The organism is Methylobacterium sp. Gmos3, from assembly GCF_056430985.1.
In genome coordinates this window covers 42,673-64,778 of sequence record NZ_JBWJYL010000011.1, presented here as the reverse complement: position 1 = coordinate 64,778, position 22,106 = coordinate 42,673, and the positions used below count along the sequence as shown (strand labels likewise).

The 22,106-nt window shown below is 70.4% G+C and carries 20 protein-coding genes; 7 read left to right on the top strand and 13 right to left on the bottom strand.

The window, feature by feature from the left end; translation table 11 throughout:
• Window positions 1-121: 121 nt before the first annotated feature.
• Window positions 122-1,495, top strand: coding sequence for a sensor histidine kinase (locus tag ACS5Q7_RS21645; protein WP_478341333.1), 1,374 nt, complete (start codon window positions 122-124; stop codon window positions 1,493-1,495).
• Window positions 1,496-1,529: 34 nt separating this feature from the next.
• On the opposite strand, the gene ACS5Q7_RS21640 is transcribed toward ACS5Q7_RS21645, so the two are convergent.
• Window positions 1,530-1,772 carry a hypothetical protein gene (locus ACS5Q7_RS21640; protein ID WP_478341332.1) on the bottom strand — a complete coding sequence of 81 codons (243 nt, stop codon included), beginning with the start codon at window positions 1,770-1,772 and terminating at the stop codon, window positions 1,530-1,532.
• A 174-nt stretch (window positions 1,773-1,946) separates the two neighbouring features.
• On the opposite strand from ACS5Q7_RS21640, the gene ACS5Q7_RS21635 reads away from it, so the two are divergent.
• Window positions 1,947-2,948 (top strand): HWE histidine kinase domain-containing protein, encoded by a 1,002-nt coding sequence (locus tag ACS5Q7_RS21635; RefSeq protein WP_478341331.1) that lies wholly within the window; start codon window positions 1,947-1,949, stop codon window positions 2,946-2,948.
• 171 nt (window positions 2,949-3,119) lie between these two features.
• Window positions 3,120-5,819: a PAS domain S-box protein gene (locus ACS5Q7_RS21630; protein ID WP_478341330.1), complete on the top strand. Its 2,700-nt coding sequence runs from the start codon at window positions 3,120-3,122 to the stop codon at window positions 5,817-5,819.
• On the opposite strand, the gene ACS5Q7_RS21625 is transcribed toward ACS5Q7_RS21630, so the two are convergent.
• Genes ACS5Q7_RS21625 through ACS5Q7_RS21615 form a run of 3 tightly spaced genes read right to left on the bottom strand, consistent with a single transcriptional unit; the run spans window position 5,774 to window position 10,219 of the window.
• Window positions 5,774-7,501, bottom strand: a complete 1,728-nt coding sequence (locus ACS5Q7_RS21625; protein ID WP_478341329.1) for a response regulator — start codon at window positions 7,499-7,501, stop codon at window positions 5,774-5,776. The two genes, ACS5Q7_RS21630 and ACS5Q7_RS21625, sit on opposite strands and share 46 nt — an antisense overlap.
• Window positions 7,498-7,959 carry a response regulator gene (locus ACS5Q7_RS21620; RefSeq protein ID WP_478341328.1) on the bottom strand — a complete coding sequence of 154 codons (462 nt, stop codon included), beginning with the start codon at window positions 7,957-7,959 and terminating at the stop codon, window positions 7,498-7,500. The genes ACS5Q7_RS21625 and ACS5Q7_RS21620 overlap by 4 nt, the downstream gene beginning before the upstream one ends.
• Before the next feature lies 1 nt (window position 7,960).
• Complete coding sequence (locus tag ACS5Q7_RS21615) at window positions 7,961-10,219, bottom strand: ATP-binding protein (RefSeq protein ID WP_478341327.1); 2,259 nt, start codon at window positions 10,217-10,219, stop codon at window positions 7,961-7,963.
• Between the two features lie 252 nt (window positions 10,220-10,471).
• Between ACS5Q7_RS21615 and ACS5Q7_RS21610 the strand changes: the two genes are divergently transcribed.
• A complete protein-coding gene (locus ACS5Q7_RS21610) occupies window positions 10,472-11,971 on the top strand; it encodes a DUF2252 domain-containing protein (RefSeq protein ID WP_478341326.1) in 1,500 nt (499 codons plus the stop codon).
• Window positions 11,972-11,998: 27 nt separating this feature from the next.
• On the opposite strand, the gene ACS5Q7_RS21605 is transcribed toward ACS5Q7_RS21610, so the two are convergent.
• The 4 genes from ACS5Q7_RS21605 to ACS5Q7_RS21590 all read right to left on the bottom strand — a co-directional run bounded on the left by ACS5Q7_RS21605 (window position 11,999) and on the right by ACS5Q7_RS21590 (window position 13,908).
• Window positions 11,999-12,439 (bottom strand): DUF421 domain-containing protein, encoded by a 441-nt coding sequence (locus tag ACS5Q7_RS21605; RefSeq protein WP_478341325.1) that lies wholly within the window; start codon window positions 12,437-12,439, stop codon window positions 11,999-12,001.
• Between the two features lie 2 nt (window positions 12,440-12,441).
• Window positions 12,442-12,963: a hypothetical protein gene (locus ACS5Q7_RS21600; protein WP_478341324.1), complete on the bottom strand. Its 522-nt coding sequence runs from the start codon at window positions 12,961-12,963 to the stop codon at window positions 12,442-12,444.
• Between the two features lie 122 nt (window positions 12,964-13,085).
• Window positions 13,086-13,511, bottom strand: a complete 426-nt coding sequence (locus tag ACS5Q7_RS21595; RefSeq protein WP_478341323.1) for a hypothetical protein — start codon at window positions 13,509-13,511, stop codon at window positions 13,086-13,088.
• A gap of 67 nt (window positions 13,512-13,578) precedes the next feature.
• Window positions 13,579-13,908: a hypothetical protein gene (locus ACS5Q7_RS21590; protein ID WP_478341322.1), complete on the bottom strand. Its 330-nt coding sequence runs from the start codon at window positions 13,906-13,908 to the stop codon at window positions 13,579-13,581.
• Window positions 13,909-14,280: 372 nt separating this feature from the next.
• Here ACS5Q7_RS21590 and ACS5Q7_RS21585 point away from each other — a divergent pair, with 372 nt between their 5' ends.
• The gene (locus ACS5Q7_RS21585) at window positions 14,281-15,438 is read left to right on the top strand and encodes a YncE family protein (RefSeq protein ID WP_478341321.1); all 1,158 of its coding nucleotides are present in this window, start codon (window positions 14,281-14,283) and stop codon (window positions 15,436-15,438) included.
• Here the strand turns inward: ACS5Q7_RS21585 and ACS5Q7_RS21580 are convergent.
• Window positions 15,435-16,655: an MFS transporter gene (locus ACS5Q7_RS21580; protein WP_478341320.1), complete on the bottom strand. Its 1,221-nt coding sequence runs from the start codon at window positions 16,653-16,655 to the stop codon at window positions 15,435-15,437. The two genes, ACS5Q7_RS21585 and ACS5Q7_RS21580, sit on opposite strands and share 4 nt — an antisense overlap.
• 102 nt (window positions 16,656-16,757) lie before the next feature.
• Here ACS5Q7_RS21580 and ACS5Q7_RS21575 point away from each other — a divergent pair, with 102 nt between their 5' ends.
• Together ACS5Q7_RS21575 and ACS5Q7_RS21570 are read left to right on the top strand one after the other, a co-directional pair.
• A complete protein-coding gene (locus ACS5Q7_RS21575) occupies window positions 16,758-17,549 on the top strand; it encodes an AraC family transcriptional regulator (RefSeq protein WP_478341319.1) in 792 nt (263 codons plus the stop codon).
• 269 nt (window positions 17,550-17,818) lie between these two features.
• On the top strand, window positions 17,819-18,019 hold the full coding sequence (locus tag ACS5Q7_RS21570; protein ID WP_478341318.1) for a hypothetical protein: 201 nt from the start codon (window positions 17,819-17,821) through the stop codon (window positions 18,017-18,019).
• Between the two features lie 147 nt (window positions 18,020-18,166).
• Here ACS5Q7_RS21570 and ACS5Q7_RS21565 read toward each other — a convergent pair whose 3' ends face one another.
• The 4 genes from ACS5Q7_RS21565 to ACS5Q7_RS21550 form a co-directional block, all read right to left on the bottom strand.
• Window positions 18,167-18,835 carry a class I SAM-dependent methyltransferase gene (locus tag ACS5Q7_RS21565; RefSeq protein WP_478341317.1) on the bottom strand — a complete coding sequence of 223 codons (669 nt, stop codon included), beginning with the start codon at window positions 18,833-18,835 and terminating at the stop codon, window positions 18,167-18,169.
• 85 nt (window positions 18,836-18,920) lie between these two features.
• Window positions 18,921-19,979 carry a glycosyltransferase gene (locus tag ACS5Q7_RS21560; RefSeq protein ID WP_478341316.1) on the bottom strand — a complete coding sequence of 353 codons (1,059 nt, stop codon included), beginning with the start codon at window positions 19,977-19,979 and terminating at the stop codon, window positions 18,921-18,923.
• Window positions 19,976-20,917 (bottom strand): glycosyltransferase family 2 protein, encoded by a 942-nt coding sequence (locus ACS5Q7_RS21555; protein WP_478341315.1) that lies wholly within the window; start codon window positions 20,915-20,917, stop codon window positions 19,976-19,978. Before ACS5Q7_RS21555 ends, ACS5Q7_RS21560 begins: the two co-directional genes overlap by 4 nt.
• 41 nt (window positions 20,918-20,958) lie before the next feature.
• Window positions 20,959-22,089 (bottom strand): glycosyltransferase, encoded by a 1,131-nt coding sequence (locus ACS5Q7_RS21550; RefSeq protein ID WP_478341314.1) that lies wholly within the window; start codon window positions 22,087-22,089, stop codon window positions 20,959-20,961.
• Window positions 22,090-22,106 lie beyond the last annotated feature (17 nt).

The following is a 22,106-nucleotide window of genomic DNA, read 5'->3' as shown; positions in this document are numbered from 1 at the left end:
GCCGTCAGCCGTGATAGTCGCGGAGAAGTCGTAGGCTCTTGGAAGAGCGGCAACCTGAGGTGCGGGGACCCCGCGCCCGGATGCCCGGCCTCGGGCGCCTGGGAGCCGGCGGAGCGGGTTCATGGACAGCGTCAGCGCGCAGGACATCATCGACACCGTCGCGTCGAGCCTGCTCGTGCTCGACATGGACCTGCGCGTCCACTCGGCCAACCGCGCCTTCTACCGGACCTTCGCGGTCGAGCCGGACGCGACCATCGGGCGGCCCCTGTTCGCGCTCGGGAACGGCCAGTGGGACATCCCCGACCTGCGCCGCCTGCTCGTCGAGATCGTGCCGCGGGACGGAACGGTCGAGGGCTACGAGGTCGGGCACGACTTCCCCGGCATCGGGGTGAAGTGCATGCGCCTGAACGCCCGCAAGGTCTTTCGCCCCGGCAACCACGTCCCGTTCCTGCTGCTCGCCATCGACGACATCACCGCCGAGCACGAGGCCCGCGACGACGCCGAGCGTCAGGGGCGGCTCGCCCGCAGCATCGTCGACACCGTGCGCGACCCGATGGTCGTGCTGGAGGGCGACATGACCGTCGCGGCGGCGAGCCGGGCCTTCGTGCGCCTGTTCGGCGACGAGGGGGGCGACCTCGTCGGGCGCTCGCTCTACGACCTCGCGCACGGCAAGTGGAAGGTCGGGCGGCTGCAGGACCTGCTGGCCCGGGTCGTTCCCGACGACACGGCCCTCGACGGATTCGAGGTCGAGGACGAGTTTCCGGGTCTCGGTCGGCGCATCTTCAAGCTGAACGCGCGCAAGGTTTATCGCCCGGGTAATCACGTCACCCGGCTGCTGCTGGCGTTCGAGGACGTGACCGAGGCGCGCCTGCTCGAGCGGCATCGCGATCTGCTCGCCGCCGAACTCGCCCACCGCATCAAGAACAGCCTGCAGATCATCACCTCGTTCGTGTCCTACGAAATCCGCCGGGCGGCGGATCCGTGCATCGCGGGCTATCAGGCGATGCAGGCCAGGATCGGCGCGGTGGCGGGGCTCTACGACGTGATCTCGCGCTCGGCCTCGCTCGGGCCGGTGCCGGTGGGCCCGTACCTGGAGGGCATCGCCGACAGCTTGCGCGCCAGCCTGCTCGGCGCGGAGGCCGGCGTCGTGGTCGGGGTCGCGGCGGAGCCGTTGTCGATCGTGTCCGACCATGCGGTGACGATCGGGCTGATCGTCAACGAACTGGCCACGAACGCGGTGAAGCACGCCTTCCCGGACGGCCGCGGCCGCATCGTGCTCGGCTTCGCCCGGCGCGACGACGCCGTGGTCCTGACCGTCGCCGACGACGGAATCGGCCTCGCGGCGACCACCGGCAGCAATCCCGCCTCGGGCAAGGGCTCGCGCTTCGTCGAGGCCTTCGTCCGCCAGGTCGGCGGCACGCTCGCCACCGCCTCGGGCAAGGCCGGCACGACCTACACGGTCAGGCTGCCGGCATCCATCCTCGCCGGGGACTGACCGCCTTCGGCCAGGATCCGCCGGAATGGCCGCGTCAGACCCGTATCTCGCGCACCTGGCCGGGCTGGAGCGCGAGTGCGGAGACCTGGTCGCTGTTCAGGACGCGGTGCGACAGCACCGCGTGATGGTCGGAGGGAATGCACTGGCGCACCGCTCCAATCGCGGCCGTTCGGGGGACGAGCGCCACGAACAGCCGTGCGGCGGCATCCCGTTTCTCGGGTGCGAAGACCTCGACGAGGTGCGCACCGACGTCGTCGAGATCATCTGCAATCGTCATGGCCCGGTCGCGATACTGCTTTTCGATTCACAAGCGCCGCGACACATTGAATGCCCGCGGCCGGGACGGCAACCTGCATACCCCCGACGAGTTGACCTCTGCGTTGGCGAACCGACGGACACATGGTCCTGGACGCGGAGCTTCGGTGACGACAAGGCTTGGGGGCATATCGGGGTGTCGGCACCACATGACGGTTCGGGCGAGATCGACCTGAGGCTGCTCCAGGCCGCGGTCGAGGCGGCCGGCGAGGCCATCCTCATCACCACGGCCATCATCGACGAACCCGGCCCCGTCATCGTCTACGCCAATCCGGCCTTCACCCGGCTCACGGGCTACAGCAGGGACGAAGCCATCGGGCGCAACCCGCGCTTCCTCCAGGGACCGGAGACCGAACGAGCCTCCCTGGACGCCGCGCGCGGCTCCCTCATCGCCGGCGAGGCCTTCCAGGGGGAAGCCTTCAACTACCACAAGGACGGCTCGACCTACCGGGTCGAGTGGCTGATCACCCCGGTTCGGAACGCCGACGGACAGATCACCCACTGGGTCTCGGCCCAGCGCGATATCACCGGGCGCCGGGCCTTCGAGGATCGGCAGGCGCTGATGGTGCGGGAACTCCACCACCGCGTGAAGAACACCCTCGCCACCGTGCAGGCCGTCCTGAACGCCACGATGCGGTCGTCGGCCTCGATGGACGAGTTCTCGCAGGCCTTCGGCGGCCGCATCCTCTCGTTGGCCCGGACGCACGCGCTGATCACCGAGGACGAGGGACAGGTCGTCTCGTTCGAGGATCTGATGCGGGCGGAACTCGACCCCTACTTCGAGAACGGCCGAATCAAGCTCGAAGGGCCGCGCCTCATGCTCCCCTCGGAACTCGCGGTGCCGGTCGGCATGGCCTTGCACGAACTGACCACCAACGCCCTGCGCCACGGCGCGCTGGCCCATCCGGCCGGGCGGGTCACGGTGACGTGGTCGGTCGAGGACGGCGAGGCCGGTCGATGGCTCGCCTGGACCTGGAACGAGCAGGACGGGCCGCCGCCGACGCATCCCACGCGGGAGGGTTTCGGGAACCGCCTCCTGAACAGGATCCTGACCGCCCAGGTCGCGGCCGAGGTCGAGACCGAGTTCGACGATGACGGCCTGCGGATAGACGTCCGGCTGCCGTTGGGCAGGCGGTAGGCGCGACGAGGCCGCCGGCCGGCGTCGGAACTCCCTTGTGACTTCGGAACCGCTCCAATACTCCGTCGGGATGCCCCATTCCTGACCGGGTGGATGGCTGGGTGGAGACGCGCTCCGAGGGGTCCCCCCCGACGCGCGGCGTCTCGGCGAATCCTGTAGCTTGCCCCTGTGATGGACCGTAGCCCCAGAAGCGTGGACGACAACGCACGCCTCCGGGCGCTGGACCGCTATCGCTTGGTCGATACCCCGCGGGAGCAGGATTTCGACGAGATCGCGGAGGCCGCCGCCGAGCTGTGCGAAACGCCCATCGCCGTGGTCAACCTCGTCGGCGACCGGCGGCAGTTCTTCAAGGCAGAGGTCGGCCTCGGAATCCGTGAAACCCCCCTGGAAAGCTCGTTCTGCCGGCACGCGCTCCTCCAGGAGGACTTCCTGTACGTGCCCGACGCGACCAGCGACGCGCGCTTCAAGGGCAACCCCCTGGTCCAGGGCGAGCCCGGCCTGCGCTTCTATGCCGGCGCCCTGCTCAAGACGCCGGAAGGCCACCCCATCGGCACGGTCTGCGTGCTCGATACCAAGCCGCACGCGCTCACCGAGCGGCAGCGCAAGGGCCTGATGCGCCTGGCGCGCCAGACCATGGCGCAGATGGAGTTGCGCCGTTCGCTCCGGGAGCAGGCCGAACAGCGGCTGCTGCACGAGCGCATCCTCGACAGCGCCATCGACTACGCCATCATCGCCACCGATCCCGACGGGCGGGTCACCCGCTGGAACGTCGGCGCCGAGCGCATCCTGGGCTGGACCGAGACGGAGATGTTGGGCCGCCCCGTCGACACCCTGTTCACGCCCGAGGATCGCGCCGCCGACCGGCCCGAAACCGAGATGCGCCTCGCCTGCGAGTTCGGCGCCGGCGACGACGAGCGGTGGCACCTGCGCAAGGACGGGACGCGGTTCTGGGCATCCGGCGAGATGATGCCGCTTCGGACCGAGGCTGGCCAGACCATCGGCTTCCTCAAGATCCTGCGCGACCGCACCGGCCAGCGCGAGGCGAGCGCCGCCCTGCAGGCCAGCGAGTTGCGCTACCGGTCGCTGGTCGAAGTCAGCCCGCAGGTGGTCTGGTTCGGTGATGCGGCGGGCAACGTCACGTACTGCAACGCCTATTGGTACGACTACACCGGCCTGCCGGCGGGGGAGACCGGCGAGGCGAGCTGGATGGGGGTGATCCATCCCGACCACCGCGAGGCCACCCGCGCGGCGTGGCTCGCGGCCGCCGGATCCGGGCGCCCCTACGAAGTCGAGTTCCTGCTCAGGCGGTTCGACGGCCAGTACCGCTGGTTCCTGTCGCGGGCGCAGCCGGTGCCGGACGGAACCGGGGTCAACGCGAGCTGGATCGGCACCTCCCTCGACATCCACGACCGCCGCCAAGCCGAAGACGACCTGCGCCAGGCGCGGGAGCAATTGCGGCTGGCGGTCGAATCGACCGGGACCGGCATCTTCGACTACGACCTCGTGACGGACAGGCTGGTGTGGGACGCGCGCACCTGCGCGCTGTTCGGACTGCCGCCCGATGCGACCGTGACCTACGACACGTTCCTGGCGGGCCTCCACCCGGACGACCACGACGGGGTGGACGCGGCTGTCCGGGCCGCCATCGATCCGGCCGGACCCGGAACCTACGATATCGCCTTCCGCGTCGTGGGGCTGTCGGACGGCGTCGAGCGCTGGGTGGCGGCCAAGGGGCAGGCCTTCGTCGAGGAGGGCCGCACCGTCCGCTTCATCGGCACGACGCGCGACGTCACCGAAAGCCGGCGCGCCGAGCAGGCCCTGCGCGATGCGGAGGAACGCTACAGGCTGGCGGCGCGCGCCACCAACGACGCGATCTGGGATTGGGACCTCACCACGAACCACGTCCTCTGGAACGGGGCGCTCCAGACCGCCCACGGGCATGCGCCCGAGGCGGTCGAGCCGACGGGCGATTGGTGGATCGCGCAGATCCATCCCGATGACCGGGAGCGCGTCGACCGTTCGATCCACGCGGTCATCGACGGCAGCGGGACGGCCTGGACGGACGAATACCGGTTCCGCCGCGCGGACGGCACCTACGCCGACATCCTCGACCGCGGCAACATCATCCGGGACGCGGCGGGCAAGGCCGTCCGGATGATCGGCGCCATGTTCGACATCAGCGAGCGCAAGCGGGCCGAGGAGCACCAGCGCCTGCTCACGGGCGAGTTGCAGCATCGCGTGAAGAACACGCTGGCGATGGTCCAGGCGATCGCCGCCCAGACCTTCCGCAACGTCACCGACACCAACGCGGCGCGCGAGGCGTTCATCGCGCGCCTGATCTCGCTCGGGCGGGCGCACGACATCCTCACCCAGGCGAGCTGGACGGAGGCGCCGATCGCCGAGGTCGTCGAGGGATCCCTGTCCGTCCATCGCGGCGGGGCGGTGTCCCGCATCCGCGCGAGCGGCCCCGACGTGCCCCTCTGCGCCAAGGCGGCCCTCGCGCTGGCGCTGTCCCTGCACGAACTGGCCACGAACGCGGCCAAGTACGGCGCCCTGTCCGTGGAGGCCGGCAGCGTCGACCTGCGCTGGCACGTGGTGCACGAAGGCGAGGTTCCCCGGTTCTCCCTGACATGGTCCGAGCAGGGCGGCCCGCCGATCCTGGCGCAGCCGACGCGGCGCGGCTTCGGCTCACGCCTGATCGAGCGCAGCTTCACCTCCGAGGTCGGGGGCGAGGTCAGGCTGACCTATGCCCCGACCGGCCTGACCTGCCGCATCGAGGCGCCCCTCGCCGCGATGCAGGAAGCGGGAGGTGACGTCGCCGCCGCTCAGCCTTCCCGCGTGCGGTCGGATACCAGCCTCAGCCCCGGCTGAGTTCGGGCGGCCAGCGCCGTCGCGACCTTGCGTTCGAGCTCGCCCTCCCGGAACGGCTTCAGAACCACCGCGTCGGAGCCGCTTGCGCCGGCCAGCGTCAGGGCGGTGGTGTCCGCGAACCCGGTGACGAACAGCACCGGCATCCCCGGCCAGCGCTTGCGGATCTCGATGGCGACCTCCGCCCCGTTCATGCCCGGCATGGCGAAGTCGAGGACCACGAGGTCGACGCAGGGGTCGGCCTCCAGGGCGACCAGGGCCTGGAGACCCGAGGCCGCCTCGCGCACCTCGTGCCCCGCCTCCGTGAGCCTCGTCACCGTGACCTCCCGGACCTCCGCGTCGTCGTCCACGACGAGGAGCGTCGGGCGGCCCCCCGGCGGGTGGGTCAGGGTACAGTCGATGGGCTTGGCCTTCTCGGTCGAGGCCGATCCCGCACCGTCCACCCGGGGCAGGTAGACCTTGATCGAGGTGCCCTCGCCGAGCACCGTGTCGATGCGGATGCCGCCGCCCGACTGCTTCACGAACCCGAACACCTGCGCCAGCCCGAGGCCCGATCCCTTGCCGACCTCCTTGGTCGTGAAGAACGGCTCGAAGACCCGGGCGAGCACCTCCGGCCGCATGCCGGTTCCGGTGTCGCTCACGGCCACCATGACGTACTCGCCCGGCTGGGGCTGCTCCGGCCGGCTCGGGGCGCCCGTGACGATGATGTTGGCGGTCTCGATGGTGAGGCGGCCGCCGACCGCCATCGCGTCGCGGGCGTTGATGGCGAGGTTCAGGATGACTAGCTCGATCTGCGTCGCGTCGACCAGGGCCGGCCAGAGGTCGGCCTGGAGCGTGGTCTCGATCTGGACCGCGCCGCCGATGGAACTCTGAAGAAGGTCGCGCATCGAGGCGACCGTGTCGTTCAGGCCGACCGGGGTCGGCTCCAGCCGCTGGCGACGCGAGAAGGCGAGGAGTTGCGCCGTCAGCCGGGCGCCACGGTCGGCCGCCCCCTTCATCATCGAGAGCCGGCGCTTCGCGCGGTCGTCGGAGACCGCGCGCTCCAGGAACTCGATGTTGCCGGAGATGACGGTGAGCAGGTTGTTGAAGTCGTGCGCGACGCCGGAGGTCAGCTGCCCGACGGCCTCCAGCCGTTGGTTGAGCCGCAGGGCGTCCTCGGCGCGCTCGCGTTCGCCGATCTCGCGCTTCAGGTCGGCATTGGCCTCGGCGAGTTCGCGGGTCCGTTCGGCGATGCGCGCCTCCAGCGTTTCGTTCAACGCCTGCAAGGCCGCCTCGGCGGCCGCCCGGTCTCGCCTGACGCGGGCCTCGGTCAGCGCCCGGACGATCGTCCGGGTCAACCGGTCGAGCCGCTGCTTGCCGACGAAGTCGGTGGCGCCGTTCTTCAGCGCTTCGACCGCCACATCCTCCCCGAGGGTGCCCGAGCAGAAGATGAAGGGAATCTCGGGGCATTGCTCGCGCGCGATGCCGAGCGCGCTGACGCCGTCGAAGGTCGGCAGGACGTAATCGGCCAGGATGATGTCGTGACGGCCGGACACGGCCGCCGCCGCGAAGGCCTCGCGCGTCATCACCCGCTCGATCACGACGGGATGGCCGAGATTGTCCAGTTCCGCCTCGATGAGCTCCGCGTCGAGATCGCTGTCTTCCAGGTGCAGGATGCGCAGCGGACCGGCGGAGGGTCCGATCACCCGTTCGATGGCCAGCCTCCCCTGTGCGGCGGCGCCTCGTTGAGGAGCGCCCAGAACACGCCGAGTTCCTTGATGGCGGCAAAGAACTCGTCGAAGGCCACCGGCTTCACCACGAAGGCGTTCACCCCCAGGTCGTAGGAGCGCACGACGTCGGTCTCCTCGCGGGAGGAGGTCAGCATCACCACCGGGATGCCGCGGGTCGCCGGATCGCCCTTCACCTTCGCCAGCACTTCCAGACCGTCGATCTTGGGGAGCTTCAGGTCGAGCAGGACCACGGCCGGGTCCTGCACTTGCCGCGCCTCGTGTTGACCACGGCGCAGGATCCAGTCGAGCGCCTCGGCGCCGTCACGGCAGATGACGATCTGGTTTGCCAGTTGGCTCGATTCAAGGGCGGCCAGGGTCAGCTCGATGTCGTTGGGGTTGTCCTCGACGAGCAGGATCGGCTTCAGACCAGCCATGTCAGCGCGCCTCCTCTCGAAGCGGTAAAGTGAAGGTGAAGATCGCGCCCTCTCCGAGCTTGCCCTCGGCCCAGGCCCGGCCGCCATGGCGCTCCACGATGCGGCGCACATTCGCGAGGCCGATGCCGGTGCCCTCGAAATCCTCGACGCGGTGCAGGCGCTGGAACACGCCGAACAGCTTGTCGACATAGGCCATGTCGAAACCGACGCCGTTGTCGCGCACGAAGAACACCGCCTCGCCGTCCTGGGGCGGCAGCCTCCCGACCTCGATGACCGCCTCCGGCTTGCCGCGGGTGTATTTCACCGCGTTCGACAACAGGTTCTCGATCACCAGCCGCAGCATGAACGGATCGGCGTAGACGCGCCCGAGGGGGCCGATCTCCCAGCGCACGGTCCGTTCGGGGCCGATGTCGCGCTCGACCTTGCGGCGCACCTCGTCGACCAGGGCGTTCATGTCGCCCGTGTTCTTGTTCAGGGCGTGCCGGCCCATCTGCGAGAAGGTCAGCAGGTTGTCGACGAGGGTGCCGGCCGAGAACGCCGCCTCGATGATCGTCTCGACATAGTGCCGGCCCCGCTCGGAGAGGTTCTGGCCCTCCCGGTTCTTGAGCAGGTTCGAATAGCCCACGATGTGCCGGAACGGCGCCCGCAGGTCGTGGCTGACCGAGTACGAGAACGCCTCCAGCTCCTTGTTCGACCGCTGAAGCTCCTCGCTCATCGCGGCGAGTTCCTCGGCCCGGCGCAGCACGATGCCGAGCACCGAGGCGCGCAGATCCTTCGCCGCCTCGACCTCCGGGACGGACCACGGCAGGGACCGGCCCTGAACCGTCTCCTTCCAGATCTCGAAGGACTTGCGCGGGTGCAGGCGGTCCGGCCCGCCTGCGGGATCGGGCACGGCCGGCTTGACCGGGTTGCCGCCCCACTTGACCGTGCGGACCACCTCGGGCCTGAACCAGAGGATGTAGCTCGCGTATTTCTTCGAGACCGAGATCGCGAGGAGCCCGCTCGCCCGGTCGGCGAAGGCCGCCGCCCCGGGGATGGCCTCGGACAGGGCCTCCGACACGAAAACGTCGTCGGTGTCGCCGCGCGCCGCCAGCCACTCGTACAGGGTGCGGACGTCCGGCTCGTCCGGCGTCGCGCCCAGAAGGCGGCAGCGGTCCGCCGTGACGACGGCCGCGCCGTCGGCGTTCACCAGCGCGAGGACGTCGTCGGGATGGTTCAGGAGGCCGTCGACGAAGCTGTCCTCCTCGGCCATGAACCCGAGGAGGCGGGCCTGCACCTGCCCGAGCGCCAACCGCTGCTCGGCCTGGGCGCCGCGCTCGCGCGCCGACAATTGCAGGGCGAAGATCTGGGCGAGCACGTCGCAGGCATTGCGGGCGTGCAGGGGCACGCGCTTCGGCGCGGCGTTGTGGCAGGAGATCAGGCCCCAAAGGGCGCCGTCGATCAGGATCGACACCGACATGGACGCCATCGTGCCCATGTTGCGCATGTACTCGACATGGACCGGCGAGACGGAGCGCAGCACGGACTGGCTGAGATCGAGGGGCTGTCCCGCAGGCGTCGTCGCCGGCAGGATCGGCACGGGCACGTAGCCCGCATCCGGGATGATGCGCAGGCGGTTGCGGCGGTAGAGTTCCCGCGCCTGGGCCGGGATATCCGAAGCCGGGAAGCGCAGGTCGAGGTAGGAGGGCAGCGTGCCGTTGCCGTCCTCGGCCAGCACGGTGCCGTGCCAGTCCCGGTCGAACCGGTAGACCAGGGCCCGGTCGAGGCCGGTGACGGCGCGGATGTCCTGCGCGACGAGATGGCAGAGCTCCTCGATGCTGCGGGCCGCGTGCAGCCGCTCGACGAAGGAGCGCAGCCGGGGCGTGAGCACGTCGAGGCCGAGATCCGCCGCGGCGGCGTCAACCTCCTCCAGTTCCAGCACGACGAGATCGTCGACGCGGTGGGCCGCGACCTCGTAGGTCAGGCGCGCGGCATCGGATGTGAGCGTCACGGTGCGGAGATAGGATGCGCCGGCCTGTGCGCCGGCCTCGCCGAGATGGCGCCGGACGATGGCGGCGAGGTGCGGGAACACCGTGTCGAGGGACGCACCGACGGGCGCCTCGGCCGGGGCGTTCGCGCTGGCCTGCACGATCGTCAGGGACGGAGGTTCGAGCACGAGCAGGAAGCCGTGCGGCTGGACGCTGCCCACGATGTGGATGGGCTCGCGGTCGCAGGCCGACAGGTCTACGTTCTGGTGGGCCGCATCGATGCGCTGGTTCAAACCGGGGTCTCATTGCCGTTCCGGCCGCCATCGGACCGGACATGTCGGATTACCAGCCGGGGCCGCGTCCCGATATGGGTCAAAAGAACCGGTAGCCGCGATCCTGCCGGGGATTTCCCCACCATCAGATGCGTCCGGCGGCGAGGGATGGAAGCCGGTTCGCCGCAGTCATCGACCGATGGCCCGCGCGGAACCGATGCTTTCAATCCCGGGGCCGGACCCTAGCTTGCAGGGGACAGGCGGACGAGGTTTATGGAACGGTCAGCACCCCCGACGGACACACCGACACCGACCGACGAGCGGCAAGAGGGGGTCATCCAGGCGGCCGAGGAGGCCGTCCTCACGCCCCTGGCCGACTTTCCGCGCATCGACCTGCGTTCCGGCGTGGAGCCGTGGGACAAGCGCCGCGCCGCCGGGAAGGTCCTTCGCACGGAAATCCCCCATGCGGCCCATGCGACCCTCGTCGGGAGTTCCGATCGGCCGGACCCGGTGGCCCTCATCGAGGCCGCCCACGAGGGGCGGCAACCCCACCTGATCCCGTTGCGGGTGGCCCGCATGGCCTCCTCGCCCTTCGCCTTCCTGCGGGGGGCCGCGCAGGTCATGGCCTGGGACCTCGCCCATGGACCCCGAACCGCGATCGACGTGGTGATGAACGGGGATGCCCATATCTCGAATGTCGGATTGTTCGGCTCGCCGCAGGGCGACGTCGTGCTCGATCTCAACGATTTCGACGAGGTCACGGTCGGCCCGTGGGAATGGGATCTCAAGCGCCTCTGCGCCAGCATCGAGGTCGCCGCACGGGATGCCGATGTCCCCTCCGCGGAGCGCAGGGACGCGGTGCTGAGCGCGGCGGCCGGCTACCAAATCACGATGGATGATCTCGCCCCCCGGGGATCGCTCGACGTCTGGCAGCGCGCGTCGCGGGCCGACGCCCTCGCCTTCGCCGGTGTCGAGATCGACGCGCGCTCGCGGGCGGTCGTCGCCAAGGCCGTGGAGAAGGCGCGGCGCAAGAACAACCGCAGCCTGCTCGACCGGGTGGGCGAGCGCCGCATCGACGGCGGCTGGCGCTTCCGCGAGGAGCCGCCGATCCTCGTCCGCGTCGACGGGGACACCCGCGAGGCGGTCACGACCGGCCTGGAGCGCTACGCCGAGACCCTGCCGCGCGAACGGCGATTCATGCTCAGCCGCTATCAGGTGGTCGACGTCGCGCATCGCGTCGTCGGCGTGGGGAGCGTCGGCACCCGGGCCTACGTCGCGTTGCTCTGCGGCAACTCGGATCAGGACGCGCTCTTCCTGCAGGTGAAGGAGGCGGTGCGCCCGGCCCACGCGCCCTACCTGCGCGGCATGCCCGAGCCCTATGCGAGCCACGAGGGGGAACGGGTCATCTACGGGCAGCGCCTGCTCCAGGCGGTGGGAGACCCGTTGCTCGGCTGGACCACGATCGACGGGCGACCGTTCTACGTGCGCCAGATGAAGAACATGAAGGGCGAGATCCCCATCTCCCGCATGACGGGGCAATCGCTCCTGTACTTCTCCCACGCCTACGGAGCCCTTCTGGCCAAGGCCCACGCGCGGACGGGCGATGCGGCGGCGATCGCGGGCTATTGCGGGCACGAAGGCCGTGCCGACCTGCGGACGGCCCTCGCCGACTGGGCCGCCGCCTACGGCGACCGGAACGCGGAAGACTTCGAGACCTTCCGGGAGGCCATCGCGTCGGGCCGGCTCGCGGCGGCGGACGATCCGCATCTGTGACGGGCGGGGGGCGGCACCCGCCGGCCTTCAGTCCTTCTCGATGACCGAGACCTTGCCGTCCCGCTCGACGATGGCGACGGCGACCTTGTCGAGATCGTCCAGCCCCTGCTGGCGCGCCGCCGTGCGCACATCGGCCTGCTGCATCCGCAGGCGCCGCATGTTGGTCTCGTCCCAGTCGCCGTCGCGGTAGACCACGATGGGCGTGCCGTCGACGATGCGCTCGAACCAGACGAAGCGCAGCTTCAGCCACGACACCGAGACGTGCATCAGCCCGACGGTGAACAGCGCGCTCATGGCACCCGTGAAGGAATGGTCGTCGCCCAGGATGGCGCTGACGCTCAGGCCGCCGAACAGGAACAGCACCACCATGTCGATGGGCGCCTGCTGGCTGGCGGTGCGCCGCCCGATCAACCGGATCACGAACAGGACGACGAGGTAGGCGGTCGCGGCCTTGAGGACGGTGTTCATGGCTATGGCACCGCGTATTGCGACCAGGACAGGGTCTCGCCGCCGTCGAGCCGGGCGGTGAGATTCACGCCGCCGCGGAAGGCGGGCGAGCCCGTGAAGCGGATCAGGGCATGGCTCTCGCCGGCCTGGACGGGGAAGACGAGCCGGACGCCCCCACCCGCGACTTCCCAGGTCGCCGGTCGCGGCGTGATGGTCTCCAGCCCGAACCGGTCCACGAGGTCCTTGGCGATGGTCACCGCGACCTTGTCGCCGCCGGGCGGGACCCTGGTGTCGAAGCGGATGATGGTGGGGGCGCCGAAGCGCACCACCGGTTCGTAGCGGATGCGGATCGACCCGTCGCCGTTGGAAAGCTCACGCTCACTGAACGGCCCACGTCCGAGCAGGCCGGCGGCGCAGACCAGCACGAAGGCGAGCATGGCGAACCGGCCCGCCAGCTCGGCCTTCCGCCAGCGTGTCTCGAAGGCCGGGTAGAATCCGTTCGCGATCTCCTCCGGCATCGGCGGGTCGTCGTGGATGACTTCCAAGGCGGTTCGCTCCCTCTCGCCCACATCGCGGCGACAACGCGGGCGAAGACGTTTTCGTGAATCGGACGGCCGACGATTTCGCCGTCCCCCGGGGCGGGAGCCCGGGGGACGGGTCCGCCTCCTCAGGCCGCGACCGGCTTCACCTTGCGGATCGTGCCGTCGAGCTCGATGTGCAGCTCGTGGTGAGCCCCGTCCTTCGCGCCGACGATCTCGAAATGCTTGGGCTTCCGCTTCGGCTCCCCGGCGACGACATAGCCTTCCGCCCGTGCTGCGGCGATGGCGAGGGAGGGGTCGGCCTCGCCGTGGTCCGGCTTCGTCGGCCACGTGATCTCGCGGGCGGCACCCCCGTTCACTGCGATGGCGGTTACCTTGATCTCCGTCGGCTTGCGCTCTCCCTTGAGCGAAACCTCGTCGCCGACGGCGACCGCGATGCCTTTCGCGTCCTTCGGGCCGAGGTCGGCGAGGACGCGCCCCCTGGTTCCCTCGATGGCCAGGCGATGGCCGAAGACGGCCCAGACCGTGCCCGAGACTTCCTGCATGTCGTTCATGTGAGGTGGTTCTCCAAAAAGCGGGGAAGGGACCGTGCCTGACCGCGCGGTCCCGGCCGGTCCGGCGTCAGCGCGCGTCGGACGGCTTCAGGGTCGACAGCTTGTCGAGGAGTTGCAGGGTGATGTCGGCGCAGCCCTTCATCGGCTCGTCGTCGGCACACTTCACGTCGATGCGGGCCTCGCCACGCTCGACGATGAAATGCGCGCCCTTCGACGGCGGAGGCGGCGGAGGGGGTGGCGGGGCGTCCGGCCCACGGCGAGGGCCGCCGGGGGGCGGGGGCGGCGGCGCCATGCTCCCGCCGCGCGGTGCGTCGGGCGGGGGCGGAGCCGGCTGCGCCACGGCGGCGGTGGCGAACAGCAGCGCGGTGGCGCCGAGCAGGGCGGCGGTCTTCGTCATGGTCTTGTTCTCTGGCTGTCCCAAACCCTCTCGGGTGTGACAGCCTTCTAGGACACACCGCGCGCCCGACCCTGAACCGCGCCGTTCAGCTCCAGTTGGGGCAACCTCGGCGCCTGCGGGTCACGCCCGCGATGTGCGCGCTGTCCGGTCTCGGGACGCGCAGACAATCCGCTAGGAATCGCCGGACGTCCCGACACCAGCTCAAATGAAAGTGTCGTCTTCACACCGGGACATCCGTCCTTGTCGTGACACTTCCGTGCATCCCGTCAGTTTTCAATGCGGTACGATTGATTTGCGCAACGTTCTCGCGCAACGTTACCCCTCGATAATGAAGCACGACCGCGAGTCGCGCCGGATCGGGAGAGACGCACGATGGGGCGCGCGGGCAAAGGTGCCTGGGCCAGCGTTTTATGCTGGGTTGCACTCGTCGCGCCGTCCGGCGCCGAAATCGCCGTATCGGGCAACGACGGGAAGGCGACGCTGGAGGCGGGCGTCCAGGTCGTGCCGGCCGAGATCGTGCCGGACACGGTCTCCATCATCGACCTCTCCGTCTCGCCACCGCGGGTGATCGGCGAGGTCGAGGCGCCGGCGAGCGTCGTCGGCCCGCCCCTCTCGGTGGCCGTGGCCCCCGATGAGAGCTTCGCCCTCGTGACCGCCGCGCAGAAGGTCGATCCCGCCGACCCGCGCAAATACGCCCCGGACAATCGGCTCAGCGTCGTGGACCTGAAGGCGAGCCCGCCGAAGGTGGTGGCCACGCACATCGTGGGCGCCGGCGCTGCGGGCGTCACCCTCAATCGGGCCGGGACGCTCGCGCTGGTGGCCAACCGGGGCGAAGGCACGGTCTCGGTCTTCTCGATCCGTGACGGCACGCTGACGGAACGCGGCAAGGTCCGGCTCGGCGACGAGAAATCCGGCCCCAGCGCCATCGCGTTCACCCGCGACGGCCGCACCGCCTACGTCACGCGCGACGGCGACTGGCGGATCTCCGTGCTGTCGGTCGAGGGCGACACGGTCACCTACACGAAGCGCGACCTGTTCGCGGGCATCCGGCCCTACGGAATCGATATCGCGGGCGACGGCCGGTTCGCGGCCATCGCCAATATCGGGATGGGCATGGGTGACGCCGACACGGTCAGCCTCGTCGATCTGCGGGCCGACCCCTCGCGGGTGGTGAACACGGTGACGGTCGGCCAGACGCCGGAGGGCCTGAAGATGTCGCCGGACGGCGCCTTCCTCGCGGTCGGCGTCATTAACGGCTCGAACAAGGCCACGACCTCGCCGTTCTACAGCGATCACGGCCTGCTGAAGGTCTACCGCATCACGGATCACGCCTTGACCCAGGTCGCCGAGGCGCCGACCGGACATTGGTGCCAGGGCATCGCCTGGAGCCGCGACGGCCGCACCCTCGTGACCCAGTGCATGATCGAGCACGAGATCCGATCCTTCGCCTTCGACGGCGCGTCCCTCACGCCGATGGGCGCGATCACGATGAAGAACGGCCCGGCAGGGATCCGCACGGCGGAACCTTAGGGCGAAACCACGGGCGACGGCCTGACGTCTGTTGGCCCGGCCGGACCCTGCGCAGGGCGGGTCAGCGCGAAGAAGCCGAAGGCCGAGGCGACGATGACCGCGCCGAAGCCTGCGGCAATGGCGAGCACGAGGCCGAAGCCGCCGCGATCGTGCAGGATGGCGATCATCGGCACGACGAAGCCGCTCACGGTGAAGCCCAGGAAGTAGCGCACGCTGTAGGCCCGCGTCCGGTAGGCCGCCGGCACGTAGCGCGCCACCATCGCGTCGTTGATCACCACTTGCCCGTAGAGCGCCGCCATCGTCAGCACCAAGCCGGTCAGCAGCGGCAGGCCGGTGCTCACGGCGGCGATCCCGAGCCCGAGCGGCTGCAGGACGGACAGGCCGAGGAAGAGGGCCGGCAGGCTGAAGCGGTCGATCAGCCGCCCCATCGCCAGCTGGGTCAGGGCGCCGAACGCGAAGACGAGGGTCGCGACCGAGCCGATCAGGGCGAGCGGAAGATCCGCGCCGACGCGCTCGTCCACGACCTTCGGCAGGGCGATGGTCGTGATGTTGAAGGTCATCCCGCCCGCGATGATGGCGCAGGCAAAGACGACGAGAAGGGGAATCGGCCGCGCCACGGGGATGACGGGAGCGCCCCCCGCCTTGCCCTGGCTCCCCTCGCCGTCTCCGGGGACCAGGGCCAGGAACGCCGCGCCGCAGCCGAGGCACAGCAGGCCCGGCACGATGAAGGCCGCCTGCCAGCCGAGGCCGGAGGCGAGCAGGGCCGTCACGCCGGAGGCAGTGGCGGCTCCGGCATTCCCCCAGACTCCGTTCAGGCCGAGATCGCGGCCGAGGCGGCTCGCATGGGTGACCAGCATCGCCGAACCGACCGGATGATAGATCGCCGAGGCGAGCCCCAGCACGCAGAGCCAGACCGCGAAGGCGGTCGGGCTCGCCGCGCTCGCCACCCCGAGGCAGGACAGGCCGTAGCCGAAGAAGAAGATCGCCAGCATGGTGCGCCGGCCGAACCGGTCGGCGAGCCAGCCCATGGGCAGCGAGCAGAGCCCGAAGGCGACGAAGGCGCCGGTCGCGAGCCCGATCAGTTCGCCGTAGCCCAACCCCGTCTGCGCCGCGATGGCGATGACGGCGGTCGGGTAGATGAGCAGGACGAAATGGTCGAGGGCGTGCGCGACGTTGACGAAGCGCAGGGTCCGGCGGGACAGGATTGCGGCATCCATGGGTCGAGCATCTCTGTGAGCCTCCCCTCCCATACCTGACCCGTTGCAAGCGGTCGGGCCGAAGTTGTACGCAATCGGGCCAAAGTGGATGGGGCTGGCACCATGCGGTCGATCCGGGCGGAGGATTATCAGGACGTGCCCCGCGCCGTCGCGGTGATGCCCAAGACCTACGCCGCCGGCAGCCGCATCGACCCCCACTGCCACACGCGGGCGCAGCTGCTCTACGCCACCGCAGGCCTGATGATGGCCACCGCCGAGGACGGGACCTGGGTCGTGCCCGAGGGCCATGCCCTCTGGATCCCGCCGCGCCTGATGCATGCGGTGGCGCTGCACGGGGCGGTGGCGATGTGCTCGGCCTATCTCGCCGTCGAGGCGGTGCGGGACTTTCCCCTCCGCGCCCGGGTCATCGAGGTCTCGTCCCTGCTCGCCGCCGCGCTCGCCTCCCTCGGGGCGGAACCGGTGCTCTATGACGAGGCGGGTCGTGGCGGGCATCTCGCCGCCCTGGTGCTCGACGAGATCCGGCGGGCGCCGGAGACCAAGCTGACCTTGCCCCTGCCGAGGGATATCCGCCTGCGCCGGATCTGCCTCGGCCTCATCGAGGCGCCCGCGACGGATCTCGATCTCGACGAATGGGCCGACCATTGCGGCCTCAGCCGCCGCACCCTGACGCGCCGGTTCCGCAGCGAGACGGGCCTGACCTTCGGACAATGGCGGGCCAGGGCGAGGGTCGTCCGGGCCTTGGCCCTCTCCGCCGACGGATGGTCGCCGCGCCGCGTCGCGGCTTCGGTCGGCTACCGCAGCATCCAAGCTTTGCGGGGACGCACGGAGAGTTTGTTGCCGACTCACGCCATGGATTCGCGGCCGCTTCCGCGCCTGTCGCGCGCCGAGTCCTGAGCGCGGGCGGGGTGGATGTCCGCCCGAAGTTGGCGTTGCGGGCGATGATCGCCGCAGCGTCGGCTGCGATCCGCTGCCCGGCGACGTCGGCATCGGTGAGGCCCGCGAACCGGCGGCCCCTTTGGGATGCGAAAGACGGACCGGCAGGATCACCCGCGCTGTCGACACGCGGGGAACCGCATCGTCGGCCGGTAGTTGGTTCGATAGATTGAAACCATTCCAATTCGCAACTGGCGGCGCGAAGCCGTCATCCGCCACAGGAGTCCCCGATGGCCAACGCCAAGTGTGAGACCTGCCGCTTCTTCGACGAGCACAAGGGCAACGGCGCCGTATCGCAAAGCGATTCCGGTCTGTGCCGGTTCAACCCGCCGGTCAGCCAGCCGAAGGCCGACACCAAAGGATTGTGGCCGGTGGTGTCCGAGAGCGATTGGTGTGGCCACTACACCGCCGAGATGACCGCCGCCGAGTAGGTCGCATCGTCGGTGACGTGATGAAGGGTTGGCTGAAGGGCCGACCCTTTTCTTGTGTCGCGATCACCAAGCGGGTTCCGGCCGGGCGGCCGGACCGCATCGGACCGAAGTCGGTCCGGTGGCCGTCGCTCGACGCCTTCGACGGCCCTAACCCGGCTTGACGAACTTGCACTTGCCCCGAAGCGACCACGGCCCCTGAACACCGGCCTCGCGGCAGAACGCGTCGACCGCCCGGGTCACCCCCGGGAAGCGGCCCCCCAGGCGGTCGTAATCGTCCGCGATCAGAAGGCCTCCGGGTCGCAGGATCGGCCACCACGCGCGCAGGTCCGCCGCGACCGACGCCTCCTCGTGGCCGGCATCGAGGTGAATGACATCGGCCGTGACGCCGCGCAGCCGCAGGAGTTCGGCGGCGTTCACCGAGTCGAGCGGCAGCGGTACGATCCGGTCGGTCATGCCGGCCCGCACCACGTTGGCCAGGAAGGTCCGGTAAAGGCTCGGATAGCCGTGCTCGGTGGCGAGTTCGGCGAAGAGCCCCTCGTCGGCCCAATGATCCACGGCTCCGAGCCATGTATCGACCGCGATCACGGTGCCGGAGACGTTTCGCCCCGCCATGGTCTGCGCGAGGAAGAGGGCGCTGGCCCCTTTCCAGGTGCCGATCTCGATGACCACGCGCGGCGCGTAATCGATCACCGCCTCTTCGAGGTAGGGATGGATGCTGCGCCAGCCCTGAAGGTCGGCGGGGCGCAAGTCCGCCGGGGGCTCCGCGAAGGGGTCGCGACCGTGCCACAGGGCGGCGATCAGATCCTGTCGGGTCATGCTTGGGGTCCGAATGGGAGGAAGGGGGAAAGGCGCGGGATCGGCGGGCAGCGGAGGACGCCGCAGGGGTCATCCCCCGGCAGGGTCATCCCTCGGTCCTGGCCTGCGCGTAGAGCGCCTCGCAGCGGTCGAGCCAGCGCGCGTGGGTGAACAGGCGCAGGACCCGCGCGTGCGGGACCATCCGCGGGATCGCGAGCGCCGTGGTGATGGCGTCGGCGAGGGCCGCCTCGTCCCCCGGCGGGGCCAGGGAGCCGGCCTCCCCCACCACTTCCGGCACGGCGCCCCGCGCGAAGCCGGCGACCGGCAGACCGCAGGCCATCGCCTCGACCGCCGCCAGCCCGAACGGCTCGTCCCAGCACGGGGTGGTCAGGAACACGGACGCGCGGCCGACCTCGGCGGCCAGGGCCGCACCGGAGAGCCGGCCGCCATAGCGCACAGCGCCGCCGAGCAGCGGTGCGACCTGCGCCGCCCAGTAATCCGGCTCCTCGATGGGGCCGAACAGGGTCAGGGGCAGCCCGACCCGGCGCGCCGCCGCGATCGCGTGAGGCGCGCCCTTGTCCGGTGCGATCCGCGCGCACCAGACGGCGCTGCCGTCGCCGCGCGGTTGGAAGGGCCACGCAGCGGGATCGACGCCGTTGTGAAGCACCAACGCCTCCGGGGGCGCCCCGTCCGGCCACCACGCCTCGCGCTGTGCCCGGGACGTCGTGGTGATCCGGTGCCCCGGAGCGGGGCTCGCCTGCACGAACCAGCGCAGGGCGTCGTAGGGGGGCACGTGCAGCGAGGTGACGGTGGGCATGACGGCGGTGCGGCGCCTCTCCAGGGGAAGGCGGCTCAAGCCGTTGTTGTGCAGCACGTCGAACCCCCCGGCGGCGATCCGGTCGCAGGCGGCGGCGTAGCCGGCATCGAGATGATCCTTCAGGCCCGCATCGCCCCGATGCTCCAGGCCGGCATGGCTTCGCTCGTGATGGACCGGGATCACGGGATCCAGGGCGAAGCGCGGATCGCTGTCGCCGGAGGCGAACAGCGTGACTGCATGGCCCCGGGCGGCGAGGCCGTCCGCGAGGTGCCAGGTGTAGGCTTCGAGGCCGCCCGCGAAGGGCGGGGCGATCGGGTGTCGGCAATGGGCGAGGAGCGCGATCCTCACGCCGTCACCGAGGCCGCACCGTCGGCGTGGGTTTCGTCGGCCTGCCGGGCCTCGAGGGCGCGGATCACCGACGCCGCGTTCGTGTAGGGCTGGTGGCTCTGCTGGCCGGTCAGCGCGAGGTCGGCGGCGTCGGGCCGGCGCAGGATGCGGATCGGCCGGTCGGGCGTGTCGTCGATCAGGCCCATCACCTTGAAGGCGTAGAGCCAGTGGCCCATGGTGCGGTAGCCCCACTTGGCCTCGAACAATTCGGCGTTGCGCACCACGCTCTCGAGGTGATGGACCGGGGGCATGTGATGCGGGTGGTACTGGTGATAGGCGCGCGCGCCCTTCATCCAGGCGATCGGGATGCCGCTCCGGTCGAGGAGCTTGCCGAAGTCGGTGTCCTCGCCGCCATAGCCGGTGTAGCGCTCGTCGAAGCCGCCGGTCGCCAGGAAGGTCTTTCGCCGGATCGCGAAGTTGAGCGACCAGAAGCACCGGTAATCGTGGCAGATCTCTATGCCGGAGGCCGGCGGGCCGCGCCGGTCGGAATGCTTCTCCGCCACGGCGTCGAGGCCGTCGTAGTCCCAGGCGCCCGCCGTGGCGTGCTCGGGCAGGTGCAGCACCTCGCCCATCAGCAGCCCGTCGAGTTCGGAGAGGCCCCGCGCGTAATCGGCGACGAGGTCGGGCGCCGGGATGCAGTCGACGTCGAGGAAGACCACGGCGTCGCCGTCCGTCGCCGCCACGCCACGGTTGCGCGCCGCCGCCAGGGGCAGGTCGCGGCCCGGCACGAGGATCTGTCGGACCGGGAAGCCGACCTCGGGCAGGTCGTAGGGCGTGTCCTGCATCACCGCGACGATGAAGGCGGCGGGGGTTTGCGTCTGGCGCTCCAGGCCCCGGAGGACGTTGCGCAGGTGGGCTGGCCGGCCCTTCGCGAGGGTCACGACGGAGACGGTGGACATGCGGTGATCGGGCTCCGGCTGAGACGGGGAAAGGGCGGCGCTCACGCGGTCGCGACGCCCCGGAGCGGGGCGGGTCCGACGTCCCAGAGGGCGTCGGTCAGATCTTCGAGCCAGCCGGCGGCGCGAGCGGCGGCGTCGGGGGCGTAGAGGCCGGACAGGGCGGTCCCGTCGAGGGCGCGGGCTTGGGCGAGGAGGTCGCGCCAGCCCTGGAGGTCGCCGGGCCAGACGGGGGCCTGCACGGCGGCGCCGAGGCGGACCAGCGCCTCGGCCTTGCGGGTCTGCTCGGCGAAGTAGCGCCATTCCGGCATCACGATCAGGCGCCCGCCGACCCGCGCGACCTCATGGACCGTGTTGTCGCCGGCCGAGGCGATCACGATGTCGGCGGCGGCGAGGTAATCGGTGACCGACGAGACCCAGCCGAGTTCGCGCAGGTTGGAGAAATCGGTCTCGTGGCCCTCGCGGTGGGTCGGCCCGAGGGTGAGCCACAGGGCATCCGGGGCGGCGCGGGCCGCGACCGTCAGCGGCGCATAGGGCGTGCCGCTGCCGCCGCCGCCCGTCACCGCCACGACGATCTCCCGCGCCGGATCGAGGCCGAGCCGCGCGCGGGCCTCGGCGCGGTCGGGCACCCGGTCGATGCTGGTGCACAGGCCGCCGCTGTAGAAGGTCTTGGCGCGCAGATGCGCCGGATAATCGTCCTGCTCCAGGCGTTCGTCGAAGGGGGCGAGCATCCCGACGCAGGCCTCATAGGCGCCGACATGGCCGATGTCGGACCGGTCGCCATGCATCCGGATCTGCACGGCGGGCACGCTGGCGATCCGCGACAGGAGCGCGATCTCCGCCGAGACGTCGACCACGAACAGGCCGATTTCGCGCGCGTCGAGATGGTCGAGGATGGCCCGCATGGTCCGGCGCATCGCGTCGAGGCCGAGGGGGACGCAGTGCATCACCTGCGGCGTCGGCTCGGCGTAGAGCCGCGCGGTCGGGACGGCGGCGCCGATCATGTTGGGCAGCGCGACGATCTCGAGCTCGCGTGGGAAGCCGTCGAACAGGCTCGGATCGGCGGTCAGGACCGAGACCGGCCGGTCGCGGGCGAATTCGGCGGCCACCGCCATGGTGCGGTTGGCGTGGCCCCGGCCCTGGTGATGGACGAAGAACGCGATCGGCTTCTTCATGGCGGTGGGTTCTGGCT